This is a genomic window from Brevibacterium pigmentatum (genome assembly GCF_011617465.1).
Taxonomy (GTDB): domain Bacteria; phylum Actinomycetota; class Actinomycetes; order Actinomycetales; family Brevibacteriaceae; genus Brevibacterium; species Brevibacterium pigmentatum.
Map to the genome: position 1 here is coordinate 2,285,099 of NZ_CP050153.1, position 15,763 is coordinate 2,300,861.

A 15,763-nucleotide genomic window follows, 5' to 3' on the forward strand; every position below is an offset into this window, starting at 1 on the left:
CGCAGCTGTGACGAGATCTCTTTGTCGAGTTCGCGGCCGGTGACGCCTTCGGGGATCTCGGGTTCCTGGATGCGCGGGCGACGGGCCCGCTGTTCGCGTGCGTAGTCGCCCGTGTCGGTCTTGCGTGATGCACGACGGTCGTTGTCGATGCGGCCATGGCCGCCGCGTCCTCCGCGGTTGTCGTCGCGGCGGTTTCCGCGGTAGCCGCCCCGACGGTCGTCTCCGTCGCGACGGTCACGGTTGAAGCCGCCTCGGCGATCATCGTCATTGCGGCGATTGCCCTGGTAACCGCCTCGGCGGTCATCTCCATCACGACGGTCACGGTTGAAGCCGCCTCGGCGGTCATCGTCGTTCCGACGGTTGCCCTGGTAACCACCGCGACGGTCGTCATCGTTCCGGCGGTTGCCCTGGTAACCACCGCGACGATCATCACCATCACGGCGGTCCCGGTTGAACCCACCTCGGCGATCATCGTCATTGCGACGGTTGCCCTGGTACCCACCGCGACGGTCGTCATCGCGACGATCTCGGTTGATTCCACCACGGCGATCGTCATCACGGCGATCCCGTTGGAAGCCACCACGACGATCATCGTCATTCCTGCGGTTCTGACCGTACCCTCGGCGATCGTCGTCATTGCGACGATTGCCCTGGTAGCCGCCTCGGCGGTCGGAATGGCGTGGCCCGCGGCCGTCCCGGTTGTCCGGTCGACGGTTGCGATTGTTGTCGCGATCTGAGCGGTGACCGCCATCTGCGCGGCGGTTGTCCTGGCTGTCTCGCGAATCCCCTTGGGCCACGATTCTCCCTATGAAGTCTTTTTGATGTTCCGCTCTATTCTAGTGCACTCACTGCTCCAACGCCGTGTGGGCGGGGACACGTCAACGCCCCGATTCTGCTCACCATCGTGCCCGCTGTCACGAGCGTCGAGACCCAGGTCACCGCCTCAGCGCTCTGTTAGAATCAAGGCGAATCCAGTCGAACACGGCCGACGGCAATCGAAGAGGTTCGGCGGCAGCGGAGATCCGCGCCGCCTCGACACCAGGAGATGAATGACACCTGACGTGGAAGCCCATTGTGCGGATGACGGACGTCTCCGCTTTTCCACGATCAGAATTTCAGGTTGCACCGCCCGCTTCTCCCCCGCGGCGACCGACCTGCCCGTCGCGCTTTCTGCGAACGACAGCACAGCCCCTTCAGCCGCAGTCCCCTGCCGCGCCATGAGCAATATCACTTGCCTATGTGACCAGCATCATCGGATTGCGCATTCGGCCCCTGACTTCGCCTATTGTGATTGCCGGAAGCACGCGAGTCGACGCCGCAGAGCTCAGTCGCCGTGCAGGTCAGACGGCGCGTAGACCATTCGACTCCACAGAACTGCAACTCGTTCACCCGCTAGGAAAAGGAGAAATCGTGCCAAACACACTCTTCATCGACGGACAGTGGGTTTCAGCCGTCAACGGTGGAACCCGGAAGATCCACAACCCGGCCGACGGCAGCTTCGTCGCCGAGGTGGACGAAGCCAGCCCCGAAGATACCGAGCTGGCGATCAGGGCCGCTCGTCGCGCCTTCGACTCCGGCGTCTGGTCGTCCGTTCCCGCCAGCGAACGCGGCGATCTGCTGCTGAAGTTCGCCGCTGTGCTGCGTGAGCGCAAGGACGAATTCGCGAAGGCCGAGTCCCTGGACACCGGCAAGCGCTTCGTCGAATCGCAGATCGACATGGACGACATCGCGAATTGCTTCGACTACTTCGGCAAGCTCGCCGCAAACGATGCCGGTCGCGTCGTCGACGCCGGCACCGACACCGTTGCGTCGAAGATCGTGCACGAGCCCGTCGGCGTCTGCGCGCTCATCACTCCGTGGAACTACCCGCTGCTGCAGGCAGCGTGGAAGATCGCCCCGGCCATCGCCGCTGGCAACACTTTCATCCTCAAGCCTGCCGAGCTCACCCCGCACACGGCGATCCTCACCATGCAGGTGCTCGAAGAGCTCGGTCTGCCGGCTGGAGCCGGCAACCTCATCCTCGGTGCGGGTGCCGATGCCGGTGCCCCGCTGTCGACGCATGAGGACATCGACATGGTCTCGTTCACCGGTGGCCTCGTCACCGGTCGTCTGCTGTTCCGCAACGCCGCCGACTCGATCAAGAAGATCGCCCTTGAGCTCGGCGGCAAGAACCCGAACGTCGTCTTCGCCGATGCCGACTTCGATGCGGCTCTGGATAATGCTCTCAACGGCGCCTTCGTCCACTCCGGTCAGGTGTGTTCGGCCGGCGCCCGACTCATCGTCGAGGATTCCATCGCCGAGGAATTCGTCAGCCGCCTCGTGGAGCGTGCCGAGCAGATCCGCCTCGGCGGACCTTTCGATGAGAACGCCGAGACCGGTCCGCTGATCTCTGCGGCACACCGCGACAAGGTGCACGCCTACGTGGAGAAGGGTGTGGCCGAAGGTGCGCGTCTGCGCTGCGGCGGCAAGTTCGGTGAAGGCGATCTGGCCGATGGCTTCTACTACCTGCCGACCGTGCTCGACCAAGTCAAGCGCGGAATGTCCGTCGTCTCCGATGAGGCCTTCGGTCCTGTCGTCACGGTCGAGACCTTCTCGACCGTGGATGAGGCCGTCGAGATCGCCAACGACACCTACTACGGTCTGGCCGGGGCAGTGTGGAGCCAGGATGCGGGCAAGACCCAGCTGGTCGCCCAGCGTCTGCGGCACGGCACCATCTGGATCAATGACTTCCACCCCTACCTGCCGCAGGCTGAATGGGGCGGTTACAAACAGTCCGGCTTCGGGCGCGAGCTCGGACCCACGGGGCTGGCCGAGTACCAGGAAGCCAAGCACATCTACCAGAACCTCGAGCCGGCGGTCACCGGCTGGTTCCCCGATCACACCAAGTGATCCGCCGCAGCCTGTAGACGATTACCGCAGTTTAAGGAGAGATGAACAGTGAAGACTACTCATAGCTTTGATTACGTCGTCGTCGGCGGCGGCTCCGCCGGCGCAGCGGTCGCGGCCCGACTGAGCGAGGACCCCGAAGTCACCGTGGGACTCCTCGAAGCCGGCCCCACCGACACGGACAAGGACGTCGTCCTTGAGCTCAACCGTTGGATGGAGCTCCTCGAATCCGGCTACGACTGGGACTACCCGATCGAAGAGCAGGAGAACGGCAACTCGCACATGCGCCACGCCCGCGCCAAGGTGCTCGGCGGCTGCTCCTCCCACAACTCATGCATCGCCTTCTGGGCTCCGCGCGAAGATCTCGACGAGTGGGAAGAGAAGCACGGCGCAGCCGGATGGGGTTCGAAGGACACCTTCGGCCTGTACAAGAAGCTCGAGAACAATGAGCTGCCCGGTGACCACCACGGCCATGACGGCCCCGTCCGTCTGATGAACGTGCCCCCGGTCGATCCGTGTGGTGTCGCGCTCCTCGACGCCTGCGAGCAGGCCGGCATCCCTCGCGTGCAGTTCAACGAGGGCCAGACCGTCATCAACGGTGCGAACTTCTTCCAGGTCAACCGCAAGGACGACGGCACCCGGTCGTCCTCCTCGGTGTCTTACCTCCACCCGATCCTCGACCGTGAGAACCTCACGATCCTCACCGACACTCAGGCCAAGGAGCTCGAGTTCGACGAGGACGACAACTGCACGGCCGTGCTCGTGGTCAACAATGCCTTCGGCAAGACCAACCGGATCGAGGCTAAGAAGGAAGTCATCGTCTCCTCCGGCGCGATCAACACCCCGCAGCTGCTCATGCTCTCGGGCATCGGCCCGAAGGCCCACCTCGCCGAGGTCGGCATCGAAGCTCGCGTGGATTCGCCGGGAGTCGGCGAGCACCTGGGCGATCACCCGGAGGGCGTCATCTCCTGGGAGGCCAAGAAGCCGATGGTCGAGGATTCCACCCAGTGGTGGGAGATCGGCATCTTCTCCCCCACCGAGGACGGGCTCGACCGTCCCGACCTGATGATGCACTACGGTTCGGTGCCCTTCGATATGCACACCCTGCGTCAGGGCTACAAGACCTCGGAGAACTCCTTCTGCCTCACCCCGAATGTCACTCATGCGAAGTCGCGCGGCACCGTGCGCCTGCGTTCGAAGGACTTCCGTGACAAGCCGAAGGTCGACCCCCGATACTTCACCGATCCGGAAGGCCATGACATGCGCGTCATGGTCGCCGGCATCAAGAAGGCTCGCGAGATCGTCTCCCAGGACGCCATGTCCGAATGGGCTGGCGAGGAGCTGTTCCCCGGCAAGGACGTCCAGACCGACGAGCAGATCGCCGACTACATCACCCGCACCCACAACACCGTCTACCACCCGGTCGGCACGGTGCGCATGGGTGCACCTGAAGACGAGATGTCGCCGCTGGATCCGCAGCTGCGGGTCAAGGGCGTCAACCGTCTGCGCGTCGTCGACGCCTCGGCGATGCCCGAGATCACCACGGTCAACCCCAACATCACCGTGATGATGATGGGTGAGAAGTGCGCGGAGATGATAAAGAACGGTCAGTGATCTGACCCGATCGTCTGAATCCCAGATCACCGAGGAGGCCCTGCGCTGATTCGATGACCTGAGTGGGAACTTCGGCCCAGACTCGAAACGACGAAGGGGGCGCTGCATGTGCAGCGCCCCCTTCGTCATGCCCGGCCGCGCCGATCAGGCTGATCGCTCCGGGCCGCGACAATCAGACTGTCGCCGCTGGCCACGGTGAGCCGCCTCAGCCGGCGTCGTCGTCCTGTCCTGGGTCGCCGCCCTTGCCTTGGCCCGAGCTGCCCGAACGGCTGCCCGTGCGGCTGGCCAGCGTTCCTTCACGCCGGCCCTTCTTCTCACGAGAGACCTCGATGTAGGGATCCCGGAACTTCGGCGCCGGTTCAACGGCTTGAGGTTCGGTGACGACGTCCTCATCATCGTCGTATTCGTGTCCGAACTGTTCGTCACCGCCTTGTCGGCGTTCGACCTCTTCGGGCGGCAGGACCTTCTTCCAGCGGCGCATGCGCACACGCGGCAGAACGCCTGCGTCCTCACGCAGGGCGCGCATGAGGGCGTAGATCTGGAAGTAGGCGATGATGAAGAACGGCAGACCGACGAGGATGATCGTCGACTGCAGAGCCTCGAGGCCGCCGGTGCCGGAGAACACCAGCAGCGCGGCGGTGACAACGGCGACGGCAAGGGCCCAGAAGATACGCTGCGGCAGCGGGTTGAAGTCTTCGTGGCCGTTGTTCATCGTGTCGACGACGAGAGCTGCGGAGTCCACCGAGGTGACGAAGAAGATCACCACGAGGACGATCGCGATCACCGACACGGGTCCGGCCAGTGGGTAGTGGTCGAGGAACGCGAACAGCGCTCCCGGGATGTCTCCCTGGTCGACGACTCGGTCGACCAGTCCTCCGCCTTGGTTGAGCTCGATGTCGAAGGAGGCGTATCCGAAGATGCCGAACCACAGGATGGAGAAGGCCGAGGGGATGGCGAGCACGCCGATGACGAACTGGCGAATGGTGCGTCCGCGGGAGATGCGGGCGATGAAGATGCCGACGAACGGCGACCAGGTGATCGTCCACGCCCAATAGAAGACCGTCCAGGTGTTCTGCCAGCCGGTGTTGGCGAATGTGTCGTTCCACAGCGCGAGTTCGGGCAGCTGTTGGATATAGGTGCCGAGGGATTCGAAAACGCCCTTGGCCATGAACAGGGTCGGGCCGAAGACGACGATGAAGACGAGCAGCAGCACAGCCACGACGATGTTGAGGTTCGACAGGACCTTGATGCCTTTGTCGAGGCCGAGCGAGACTGAGATCGTAGCCAGTCCGCAGACGACGCCGATGATGATCAGCTGCCACAGAGCGTTCTCGGGGACGCCGATGACCTGGGCGAGACCGCCGTTGATCTGCAGCGTGCCCAGACCGATCGAAACGGCGATGCCGAAGACGGTGCCGATGATGGCGACGACATCGATTGTCTTGCCGATGGGACCGTGGATCTTCTCACCGAGGATGGGCTGGAAGATCGAGCTCACCCGCGGCGGCAGGTTCCGCTTGTGGATGAAGTAGGCGAAGCACAGCGCGGGCAGGGTGAAGATCGCCCAGGTGTGCAGGGTGAAGTGGTAGTACGTGAAGTTCATGGCATCTACCGCGGCGGCAGGCGTGCCCGGTTCGATGCCGAGGGAAGCACGCGGTGGATCGCCGAAGTGGCTGACGGGTTCGGCAACGCCCCAGAACATGAGGATCGAGCCGATGCCGGCGGCGAAGAGCATGGCGAACCAGGCGCCATTGGAATGCTCCGGGGGTTCGTCGTCGGGGCCGAGCTTCGCTCGCCCGTAGCGGGAAGCGGCGATGTAGATGAGGAACGCGACGAAGACGGTGACGCCGAGGATGTAGAACCAGCCGAGGTTCGTCAGCAGCCAATCCGAGGCGACCGAGACGCCTGCGTCGAGCTGATCGGTGAAGAAGATCGTCCCCAGGACGAAGATGATGATCACGGCCGCTGAGGAGAAGAAGATGGCCGGGTTGGTGCGGAGTCGAAGTGCGTCGTGCAGCTTATCGAGCATAGGGTGCCTTCCTTAGGATCTTGCCGTACACACTACAGAAGCATCAATCGATTTCAACGCAACCGCTTGTCACGAATTCGTGTCGTTGTTCTCAGCTCGATCCCTCGCCGAGGCGGCTGTTCCCATCCGAAGCACGATCGCTCGCAGTGCCCGGAGGTCCGAGACCAACGAGACGGTGCCCGAACCGTGGGTGGTTCGGGCACCGTCTCATCTGACTCAGGCCGATGATGCGTCAGTGTTTCGGAACGTCGGGGTCCCCTCCGTCATCGAGCGGATCCACCCTCCGATCGCCGCGAGCGTATGGGCCTTGAGTGCCGCGTCGGTCGACTCGAGGATCGTACTCCTCGGCCGGCGGCTCCTCGGCGTGGGGCCGGACTCCGTTTTCCGGCGGTTGTTGGTCAGCTCGGATGTCCTGCTGCTGTGCGTGGGGATCGCGGTGCACCGGCTCCTGAGAGCCAGGCTGGTCCGGACGCGGCGCATCCTGCCGAACAGGCTGTTCCACATAGGCGTGATCACGATGACCAGGATGGTCCTGACGAGGTGCGTCCGGCCGAACAGGCTGTTCATGGCGGACATCGTTTCGCTGGACTGGCTCGTCGGGCCGATGCCCGGCCTGCGGTACGGTTTCGTCGGGGCGGTGCTCAGTCTGGCTGTTCGTCGACGTCCCATGAGCCCCGGCCGCGGCCGCCCCAGCAGCACCGGCGTTGTCTGCACGACGAGCGTCACCGGAATCCTGCTGTGTATCCGGGTCAAGTTCGTCGGCATGTTGCAGCCTGCGGTCGTGCTCGAGCCGTTCGGCCTTCACAGCTTCTTCGCGCTTCGCGGCCTGGGTATCCAGCTGTTCAGCCTCGGCCGCTTGACGATCAGCCTCGGCAGCTCGAGCATCGGCCTCAGCCTTTGCGCGCTTTGCATCTGCCCTCTGTTTCTCGACTTCGGCCTCTCGAGCGCGAACATCATGTTCGGATTCGGCAGCTTCCTGTCGAATCTGGGCGGCCTCTTGCCGCTGGTGTTCGCGCTTCTTCGCCGCCGCCTTTCGGCTGACTGCGATGATGATGCCGACGATGATCAGGACCACGACGATGGCGACGACGATCCAGATGATGGTTGATACGTTCATGCGGTCTCTCCCTTGCTGTCTATTCGGATGTCACTATTCACTTGCATCCGGCGCAACGGACAGTTTCATCATGACATGCGACATAACTATGGACAAGCATGTGAGCTTCGGTGCGAGAACGCGTCGCCTACCATCCGGAAGGGATCTCCTCAGGAGGACACCGGGGTGAAAGTCGTCGTTGGACTGTCGGGATGAAAGTCAGATCGGGTTGCCGCGTTCCATCAGTTCCATGACGATCCATTTGGCCAGTTCTTCCGGATCGACCGTGAGCATATGCGGCAGACGCAGCGAACGCCGGCGGTCAGGCGTATCGGGAGTTCTGATGCTTACGTCGATATACGAGCTGACGTTCACCTTGGTGATGTGGACTTCGAGAATACGGGCCCATGGCACGCCGCCTTCGGGGAATCCGTCCACGGCGGCCCACAGACCGAAGTTGTTGACGATCACCTGTGGTGAGGGCGGGGAGGAACGGCGCAGCCCGAGAAAACCGGCAGGATTACGCAGAAACTGCTTCGTCCGATTGAACCCGATCGCAACCTCGCCGTCGCGAGCAAGCTCGGCTCTGAGAGCGTCAATTCTGTTCGTCTCCATCCCTTCCCCTCTCCTGTTTGCTACCTGGCGGGGGCGCAGCAACCCCGCGCCAGGTAGCAACACCCCCGCCAGGTAGCAATAACCGGTGAATACAGTGATGGCCCCGCCCAACCCAACAGGATCGAACGAGGCCATCACCCCAAAAAATATTGCGGCAGTCACTTACTCTCCCACAACCACCAAGTTGCAGTACCATCAGCGCGAATGGGCTTAGCTACCGGGATCGGAACGGTTAACCGGGCGTTTCCCCACCACTATCACCACCGCAAAACCAACAAACCACCACACCCAAACAACGTTTGGGTGGTAATGGTCCAAGAACCGCACAGCGAACGCGAACACCAAACATGCAACATGCCCACCCCATCAGGGCGAACAATCAAGCCATCACTAAAAACCTAGCCAGCGAGCAAAACACTTTCTCGCACACACCAACCCCATGAAAAGAGTTGATGAGTGATCGGTGTATTAGTACCAGTCAACTCCACACCTCACAGTGCTTCCATACCCGGCCTATCAACCCCATCATCTATAGGACACCTCCCCTGACTCAAAGTCAGTTGGAAATCTCATCTCGGAGCCGGCTTCCCGCTTAGATGCTTTCAGCGGTTATCCATCCCGAACGTAGCCAACCAGCCATGCTCCTGGCGGAACAACTGGCACACCAGAGGTTCGTCCGTCCCGGTCCTCTCGTACTAAGGACAGACCTCCACAAATTTCCTACGCACGCAGCGGATAGGGACCGAACTGTCTCACGACGTTCTAAACCCAGCTCGCGTACCGCTTTAATGGGCGAACAGCCCAACCCTTGGGACCGACTCCAGCCCCAGGATGCGACGAGCCGACATCGAGGTGCCAAACCATGCCGTCGATATGGACTCTTGGGCAAGATCAGCCTGTTATCCCCGAGGTACCTTTTATCCGTTGAGCGACCACGCTTCCACAAGCCATGGCCGGGTCACTAGTCCCAGCTTTCGCTCCTGCTCGACACGTCCGTCTCACAGTCAAGCTCCCTTGTGCACTTACACTCGACACCTGATTGCCAACCAGGCTGAGGGAACCTTTGGGCGCCTCCGTTACTCTTTAGGAGGCAACCGCCCCAGTTAAACTACCCATCAGGCACTGTCCCTGAACCCGATCAGGGTCCGAAGTTAAGGAATCCACTATGGTCAGAGTGGTATTTCACCGATCGACTCCACCCTAACTAGCGTCGAGGCTTCCCAGTCTTCCACCTATCCTACACAAACCACACCGAATCCCAATACCAAACTATAGTGAAGGTCTCGGGGTCTTTCCGTCCTGCTGCGCGTAACGAGCATCTTTACTCGTAATGCAATTTCGCCGAGTTCGTGGTTGAGACAGCAGAGAAGTCGTTACGCCATTCGTGCAGGTCGGAACTTACCCGACAAGGAATTTCGCTACCTTAGGATGGTTATAGTTACCACCGCCGTTTACTGGGGCTTAAATTCTCCGCTTCACCCCAAAGGGTTAACAGGTCCTCTTAACCTTCCAGCACCGGGCAGGCGTCAGTCCGTATACATCGACTTACATCTTCGCACGGACCTGTGTTTTTAATAAACAGTCGCTTCTCTCTGGCCTCTGCGACCACCACCAGCACATCCCCACGCATGGTGGGTTCACCGGGATGGTCCCCCTTCTCCCGAAGTTACGGGGGCATTTTGCCGAGTTCCTTAACCACGATTCTCTCGATCACCTTAGTATTCTCTACTCGACCACCTGTGTCGGTTATAGGGTACGGGCAACACACACCCTCACGTCGATGCTTTTCTCGGCAGCAGAGGATCACCAGATCACCCCACCAACGTGGGGCGCCCATCAGCTCTCACACCAAATGTGGGGACGGATTTACCTACCCCCACGTGCTACAACCTTAGACCGTGACTACCATCGCACGGCCTGGCTACCTTTCTGCGTCACACCTCACGCTTACCGACTCCACACTCAGGTCCCCCACTCAAACCCAACCAGGTACCCGCAGGCACCACGGGGTCATCACAGGGTTAGTATCGTGTGTTTTGGTACTGTCGGTTGTGTGTCGGTACCAGAATATCAACTGGTTGTCCATCGACTACGCCTGTCGGCCTCGCCTTAGGTCCCGACTTACCCAGGGCGGATTAGCCTAGCCCTGGAACCCTTGGTCATCCGGTGGACGGGTTTCTCACCCGTCTTTCGCTACTCATGCCTGCATTCTCACTCGAATCGCTTCCACCACTCGTTCACACGATGACTTCACCAGCGACTCGACGCTCCCCTACCCAACACCACACCATTACGGTTGTTTGTGGTGCTGCCACAACTTCGGCGGTGTACTTAGCCCCGCTACATTATCGGCGCTCAATCACTTGACCAGTGAGCTATTACGCACTCTTTCAAGGGTGGCTGCTTCTAAGCCAACCTCCTGGTTGTCTTCGCAACTGAACATCCTTTCCCACTGAGCACACGCTTAGGGGCCTTAGTTGATGGTCTGGGCTGTTTCCCTCTCGACAATGAAGCTTATCCCCCACTGTCTCACTGCCACGCTGAACCTTGACTGGCATTCGGAGTTTAGTTGACGTCAGTAACCCGGTAGGGCCCATCAGCCATCCAGTAGCTCTACCTCCAGCAAGAACCACGCAACGCTGCACCTAAATGCATTTCGGGGAGAACCAGCTATCACAGAGTTGAATGGCCTTTCACCCCTAACCACAGGTCATCCCCTCCATTTTCAACTGAAGTGGGTGCGGGCCTCCACGCGCTCTTACACACGCTTCACCCTGCCCATGGCTAGATCACTCCGCTTCGGGTCTAGGACACGCGACTAGGTACGCCCTATTCGGACTCGCTTTCGCTACGGCTACCCCACACGGGTTAACCTCGCCACGCACCGCTAACTCGCAGGCTCATTCTTCAAAAGGCACGCCATCACAGTCATCTAGATACTGCTCTGACGGATTGTAAGCACATGGTTTCAGGTACTCTTTCACTCCCCTCCCGGGGTACTTTTCACCATTCCCTCACGGTACTAAATCCGCTATCGGTCATCAGGAAGTATTTAGCCTTACCAGGTGGTCCTGGCAGATTCACACGAAATTCCACGAGTTCCGTGCTACTCGGGCAACGCACACACTGCAACTGGCTGACGTTTCGCCTACGGGACTCTCACCCACTCCGGTCCTGTTTCCCACCAGGTTCGACTACACCAACACTCGTCACAGACCGGCCATGCTGGACCGGACCATGTACACCCCACAACACCGTGTACGCAACACCAGCACGCTTGACACGCACACGGTTTAGGCTCGTCCAGTTTCGCTCGCCACTACTCCCGGAATCATTGTTATTTTCTCTTCCTGCGGGTACTGAGATGTTTCACTTCCCCGCGTTCCCCCCACATGCCCTATATATTCAGACACGGGTCACCACCCTCACGAGTGGCGGGGTTTCCCCATTCGGACACCCTCGGATCAACGCCTGTTTATCGGCTCCCCGAGGCTTATCGCAGATTTCCACGTCCTTCATCGGCTCCTGATGCCAAGGCATCCACCATGCGCTCTTACACACTCACCCAACCCCACTAGGATTGGTTCATGTGCGCGAAAAATTGTTTCATTCACCTAACTAGATGATGACAAGAAAAATCACATTACATAAACAACACTTTCGTGTTATTTGATGCTCGCGTCCACTATACGATTCTCAAACCACTACCAAACACCCACCACCACCAGACAACACACAGCTGCCAGTCGGTACCGGGGTTGGTCCTGTTGGTTGAAACCACACCCAACCAATCGGTTGGGGTTTGTGATTCCAGGACCCAATAACGTGTTCGTTCTAGCCCATACAACAATCAACATCGACACGGCAGTCACCGGACAACGCTGGAAGGTATGAGCAGAAGTTGTGATGTTCCACCCTTGAGCTCCCAACACCAACACGTGCGGCTGGTTCGCTGGGGTTCTTATGTGTGCTCCTTAGAAAGGAGGTGATCCAGCCGCACCTTCCGGTACGGCTACCTTGTTACGACTTAGTCCCAATCACCAGTCCCACCTTAGACGGCCCCCTCCACAAGGGTTGGGACACCGGCTTCGGGTGTTACCGACTTTCGTGACTTGACGGGCGGTGTGTACAAGGCCCGGGAACGTATTCACCGCAGCGTTGCTGATCTGCGATTACTAGCGACTCCGACTTCACGTAGTCGAATTGCAGACTACGATCCGAACTGAGACTGGCTTTAAGGGATTCGCTCACCCTCACGGGTTCGCCTCTCTCTGTACCAGCCATTGTAGCATGCGTGAAGCCCAAGACATAAAGGGCATGATGATTTGACGTCATCCCCACCTTCCTCCGAGTTGACCCCGGCAGTCTCCTATGAGTTCCCACCATCACGTGCTGGCAACATAGAACGAGGGTTGCGCTCGTTGCGGGACTTAACCCAACATCTCACGACACGAGCTGACGACAACCATGCACCACCTGTACACCAGCTCCAAAGAGAAGAACTGTTTCCAGAACGGTCCAGTGTATGTCAAGCCTTGGTAAGGTTCTTCGCGTTGCATCGAATTAATCCGCATGCTCCGCCGCTTGTGCGGGCCCCCGTCAATTCCTTTGAGTTTTAGCCTTGCGACCGTACTCCCCAGGCGGGGCACTTAATGCGTTAGCTACGGCGCGGAGAACGTGGAATGTCCCCCACACCTAGTGCCCAACGTTTACGGCATGGACTACCAGGGTATCTAATCCTGTTCGCTCCCCATGCTTTCGCTCCTCAGTGTCAGTTACAGCCCAGAGTCCCGCCTTCGCCACCGGTGTTCCTCCTGATATCTGCGCATTTCACCGCTACACCAGGAATTCCAGACTCCCCTACTGCACTCTAGTCAGCCCGTACCCACTGCACGCGCAACGTTAAGCGTTGCGTTTCCACAGCAGACGTGACCAACCACCTACGAGCTCTTTACGCCCAATAATTCCGGACAACGCTCGTACCCTACGTATTACCGCGGCTGCTGGCACGTAGTTAGCCGGTACTTCTTCTGCAGGTACCGTCACTTTCGCTTCTTCCCTGCTGAAAGCGGTTTACAACCCGAAGGCCGTCATCCCGCACGCTGCGTCGCTGCATCAGGGTTTCCCCCATTGTGCAATATTCCCCACTGCTGCCTCCCGTAGGAGTCTGGGCCGTGTCTCAGTCCCAGTGTGGCCGGTCGCCCTCTCAGGCCGGCTACCCGTCGTCGCCTTGGTGGGCCATTACCCCACCAACAAGCTGATAGGCCGCGAGCCCATCCCTGATCGAAAAACTTTCCACCACCCAACATGCGTCAGGTGGTCGTATCCGGTATTAGACCCGGTTTCCCAGGCTTATCCCGAAATCAGGGGCAGGTTACTCACGTGTTACTCACCCGTTCGCCACTCATCCACCCGAAGCAAGCTTCGGGCTTCAGCGTTCGACTTGCATGTGTTAAGCACGCAGCCAGCGTTCGTCCTGAGCCAGGATCAAACTCTCCAAAAAAAATTATGTTACGAATGAATCCCGGCAAGACAGCCGATCGTCACGGGGTGACAGACCGGCTCATCAAAAAATATCCCGACCAAACACACTCACCCCACAAAACGGTTGGCGGTTCGGCGAAGAACCACCCACCAGGAGTGAAATACTGTTCGATCAGGTGATTGTCTTACCAGAAATAATAAATGTTCTGGCATCACAACTTGTTCAAACAAACACGCTATTGGATTCTCAAACCACAAACACACACCCATCACCACCACCCGAAAAGACGAGCGTGTTCACTGGGGGTATCAGTTCCTATTATGTGTCACCCACCCGGTGTCCTGACACTTGGATCAAACCGTGTTTGTCCTGGTCAGACCCAGTGGAAACGGTGTTCCGTGAACCTCGTTTCCGGCGGGGCAACGAGATATAACTCTAGACCACTCCATCCGCACCGTGCAACTCGAAAGCGGAAATTCCGCTGTGACACCCGTCACCGGGTGCAAAGACCCGGGTCTACGCCCAACTTCGCTGGCACAGCCGCACGCTTCCCGACCCCGCCAGACGCTCGCCCGTTGAAGTCGTTTGCCATCACTGCGCAGGTGATTCCCAGCGTTTCAGCACGCCCCGGCCCCTACACTGACGGAATGACTCAGAAGGAGCAGCGGGAACGTCTCGGCCGCAACGACCTCGATCTCGAAGATGCCCTCATCGACGAAGCGGCCAACACAGTCACTGAGGGTGCCAAGCGGCTCAATCGGAAGTGGCCGGAACTGATAGTCACCGGGCTCTTCGGCGGAATCGATGTCGGGCTCGGCATCTTGGCCATGGTGCTCGTCAAGCAAACGACCGGGTCGGAGATTCTCGCGGGGATGGCGTTCGGCATCGGCCTATTGGCTTTGAAGCTGGCGCATTCGGAGCTATTCACCGAAGAGTTCCTTCTTCCGATCAACGCCGTCATCGCCGGCCAGGCGAATTGGATCCAGGTGTTCCGCCTCTGGCTGACGACTCTCGTGACGAACCTGGTCGGCGGTGCGGTCTTCGCCTGGCTGATCGTCATCGCCCTCCCGGATTACCACAAGACGATTGCGGATATGGCGCTCAGCTATATCAATCAGTCCTCGCTCATCGTCATGCTCTCCCTCTCGCTTCTGGCCGGCGCGACGATCACTTTGTCGACTCGCATGCAACAGGGAACGTCGAATGACGTCGTCAAGGCAATCGTCTGTATGATCACCGGCTTGCTGGTGATCGGAGCGAGCATGTTGCACGGAGCCATCAATGCGATCGTCGTCTTTGCCGCCATGATGGCGGGCGCGGACATTTCGATCCTTGATTTCCTGCAGTGGTTCGGAATCGTGATCCCGTTCAACATGCTCGGTGGGCTGCTGATCATCACCCTGCCTCGGATCGTACGCACTCGCCGTGTGCTCTGGGCAGTGCGCAGAGGCCGCATCTCGCTCGAGGAACTCGAGGAGCAGAGCGCTTAAGCCGTTGGTTCAGGCTCCGCGGTAACCGGGCATGAGCTGGTCGCTGTCGACGATCTGCTTGCCCAGGGGCATGAGCGAGACGGGGATGAGTTTGATGTTCGCCCAGCCGAGCGGGATGCCGATGATCGAGACGAACAGCGGGATCGAGGTGATGACGTGGCCGATGGCCAGCCAGACGCCGGCGACGATGAGCCAGATGATGTTGCCCAGGGTCGTCGCCACTCCTGCCGGGCGGGTTTCGATGACCTCGCGGCCGAAGGGCCAGAGTGCGTAGTTGCCGATGCGGAAGGACGCGATTCCCCACGGGATGGTGACGATGAAGATGCAGGCGATGATGCCGGCGGCCCAGTATCCGAGTGCCAGCCAGAGGCCGGAGAAGATGAACCAGATGATGTTGAGCAGGGTGCGCATGATCTCCTCGTGCGTTCGTCAGTCGGTATTCGTTCGGTTATCCGTCATCTGCCAGTCTGCTCGATGACCGCATGCTTTTCCATGGTGATGGCCCCACATCGCCAGTCCGGTTGACCGCCGGCTGCCGGAGCGCACGC

Annotated in this window: 8 protein-coding genes and 3 rRNA genes; 5 read left to right on the forward strand and 6 right to left on the reverse strand. The window is 59.8% G+C overall.

Going from position 1 to position 15,763, the window contains the following annotated elements; translation table 11 throughout:
* Positions 1 to 155: 155 nt before the first annotated feature.
* From GUY30_RS10350 to GUY30_RS10360, 3 genes are all read left to right on the forward strand, one after another.
* Positions 156 to 737: a hypothetical protein gene (locus tag GUY30_RS10350; RefSeq protein ID WP_167197057.1), complete on the forward strand. Its 582-nt coding sequence runs from the start codon at positions 156 to 158 to the stop codon at positions 735 to 737.
* A gap of 673 nt (positions 738 to 1,410) precedes the next feature.
* Positions 1,411 to 2,889, forward strand: a complete 1,479-nt coding sequence (locus tag GUY30_RS10355) for an aldehyde dehydrogenase family protein (RefSeq protein ID WP_208091399.1) — start codon at positions 1,411 to 1,413, stop codon at positions 2,887 to 2,889.
* Between the two features lie 48 nt (positions 2,890 to 2,937).
* Positions 2,938 to 4,500, forward strand: a complete 1,563-nt coding sequence (locus GUY30_RS10360) for a GMC family oxidoreductase (protein WP_098731268.1) — start codon at positions 2,938 to 2,940, stop codon at positions 4,498 to 4,500.
* A 205-nt stretch (positions 4,501 to 4,705) separates the two neighbouring features.
* Here the strand turns inward: GUY30_RS10360 and GUY30_RS10365 are convergent, their stop codons facing one another.
* Positions 4,706 to 6,529, reverse strand: a complete 1,824-nt coding sequence (locus GUY30_RS10365; protein WP_167197060.1) for a BCCT family transporter — start codon at positions 6,527 to 6,529, stop codon at positions 4,706 to 4,708.
* A gap of 235 nt (positions 6,530 to 6,764) precedes the next feature.
* Between GUY30_RS10365 and GUY30_RS10370 the strand changes: the two genes are divergently transcribed.
* Positions 6,765 to 7,637: a hypothetical protein gene (locus GUY30_RS10370; protein ID WP_167197062.1), complete on the forward strand. Its 873-nt coding sequence runs from the start codon at positions 6,765 to 6,767 to the stop codon at positions 7,635 to 7,637.
* A 207-nt stretch (positions 7,638 to 7,844) separates the two neighbouring features.
* Here GUY30_RS10370 and GUY30_RS10375 read toward each other — a convergent pair whose 3' ends face one another.
* From GUY30_RS10375 to GUY30_RS10390, 4 genes are all read right to left on the reverse strand, one after another.
* Positions 7,845 to 8,402 (reverse strand): hypothetical protein, encoded by a 558-nt coding sequence (locus GUY30_RS10375; RefSeq protein ID WP_167197065.1) that lies wholly within the window; start codon positions 8,400 to 8,402, stop codon positions 7,845 to 7,847.
* A 5S ribosomal RNA gene (gene rrf, locus GUY30_RS10380) occupies positions 8,390 to 8,508 on the reverse strand. The genes GUY30_RS10375 and rrf overlap by 13 nt, the downstream gene beginning before the upstream one ends.
* Before the next feature lie 180 nt (positions 8,509 to 8,688).
* Positions 8,689 to 11,807, reverse strand: a 23S ribosomal RNA gene (locus GUY30_RS10385).
* Between the two features lie 411 nt (positions 11,808 to 12,218).
* Positions 12,219 to 13,743, reverse strand: a 16S ribosomal RNA gene (locus GUY30_RS10390).
* Together the 16S, 23S and 5S rRNA genes form the textbook arrangement of a ribosomal RNA operon.
* Positions 13,744 to 14,372: 629 nt before the next feature.
* Here GUY30_RS10390 and GUY30_RS10395 point away from each other — a divergent pair.
* Entirely contained in the window at positions 14,373 to 15,215 is an 843-nt protein-coding gene (locus GUY30_RS10395; protein WP_167197068.1) for a formate/nitrite transporter family protein, read from the forward strand.
* 9 nt (positions 15,216 to 15,224) lie between these two features.
* Here GUY30_RS10395 and GUY30_RS10400 read toward each other — a convergent pair whose 3' ends face one another.
* Positions 15,225 to 15,626: a YccF domain-containing protein gene (locus GUY30_RS10400; protein ID WP_167197071.1), complete on the reverse strand. Its 402-nt coding sequence runs from the start codon at positions 15,624 to 15,626 to the stop codon at positions 15,225 to 15,227.
* Positions 15,627 to 15,763: the final 137 nt, after the last annotated feature.

What these genes read in the sequence shown, in the direction of transcription:
- GUY30_RS10395 (WP_167197068.1), top strand. Translation starts at nt 14,373, where the DNA reads ATGACTCAGAAGGAGCAGCGGGAACGTCTCGGCCGCAACGACCTCGAT.
- GUY30_RS10400 (WP_167197071.1), bottom strand. Translation starts at nt 15,626, where the DNA reads ATGCGCACCCTGCTCAACATCATCTGGTTCATCTTCTCCGGCCTCTGG.
- GUY30_RS10365 (WP_167197060.1), bottom strand. Translation starts at nt 6,529, where the DNA reads ATGCTCGATAAGCTGCACGACGCACTTCGACTCCGCACCAACCCGGCC.
- GUY30_RS10350 (WP_167197057.1), top strand. Translation starts at nt 156, where the DNA reads ATGGCCGCCGCGTCCTCCGCGGTTGTCGTCGCGGCGGTTTCCGCGGTA.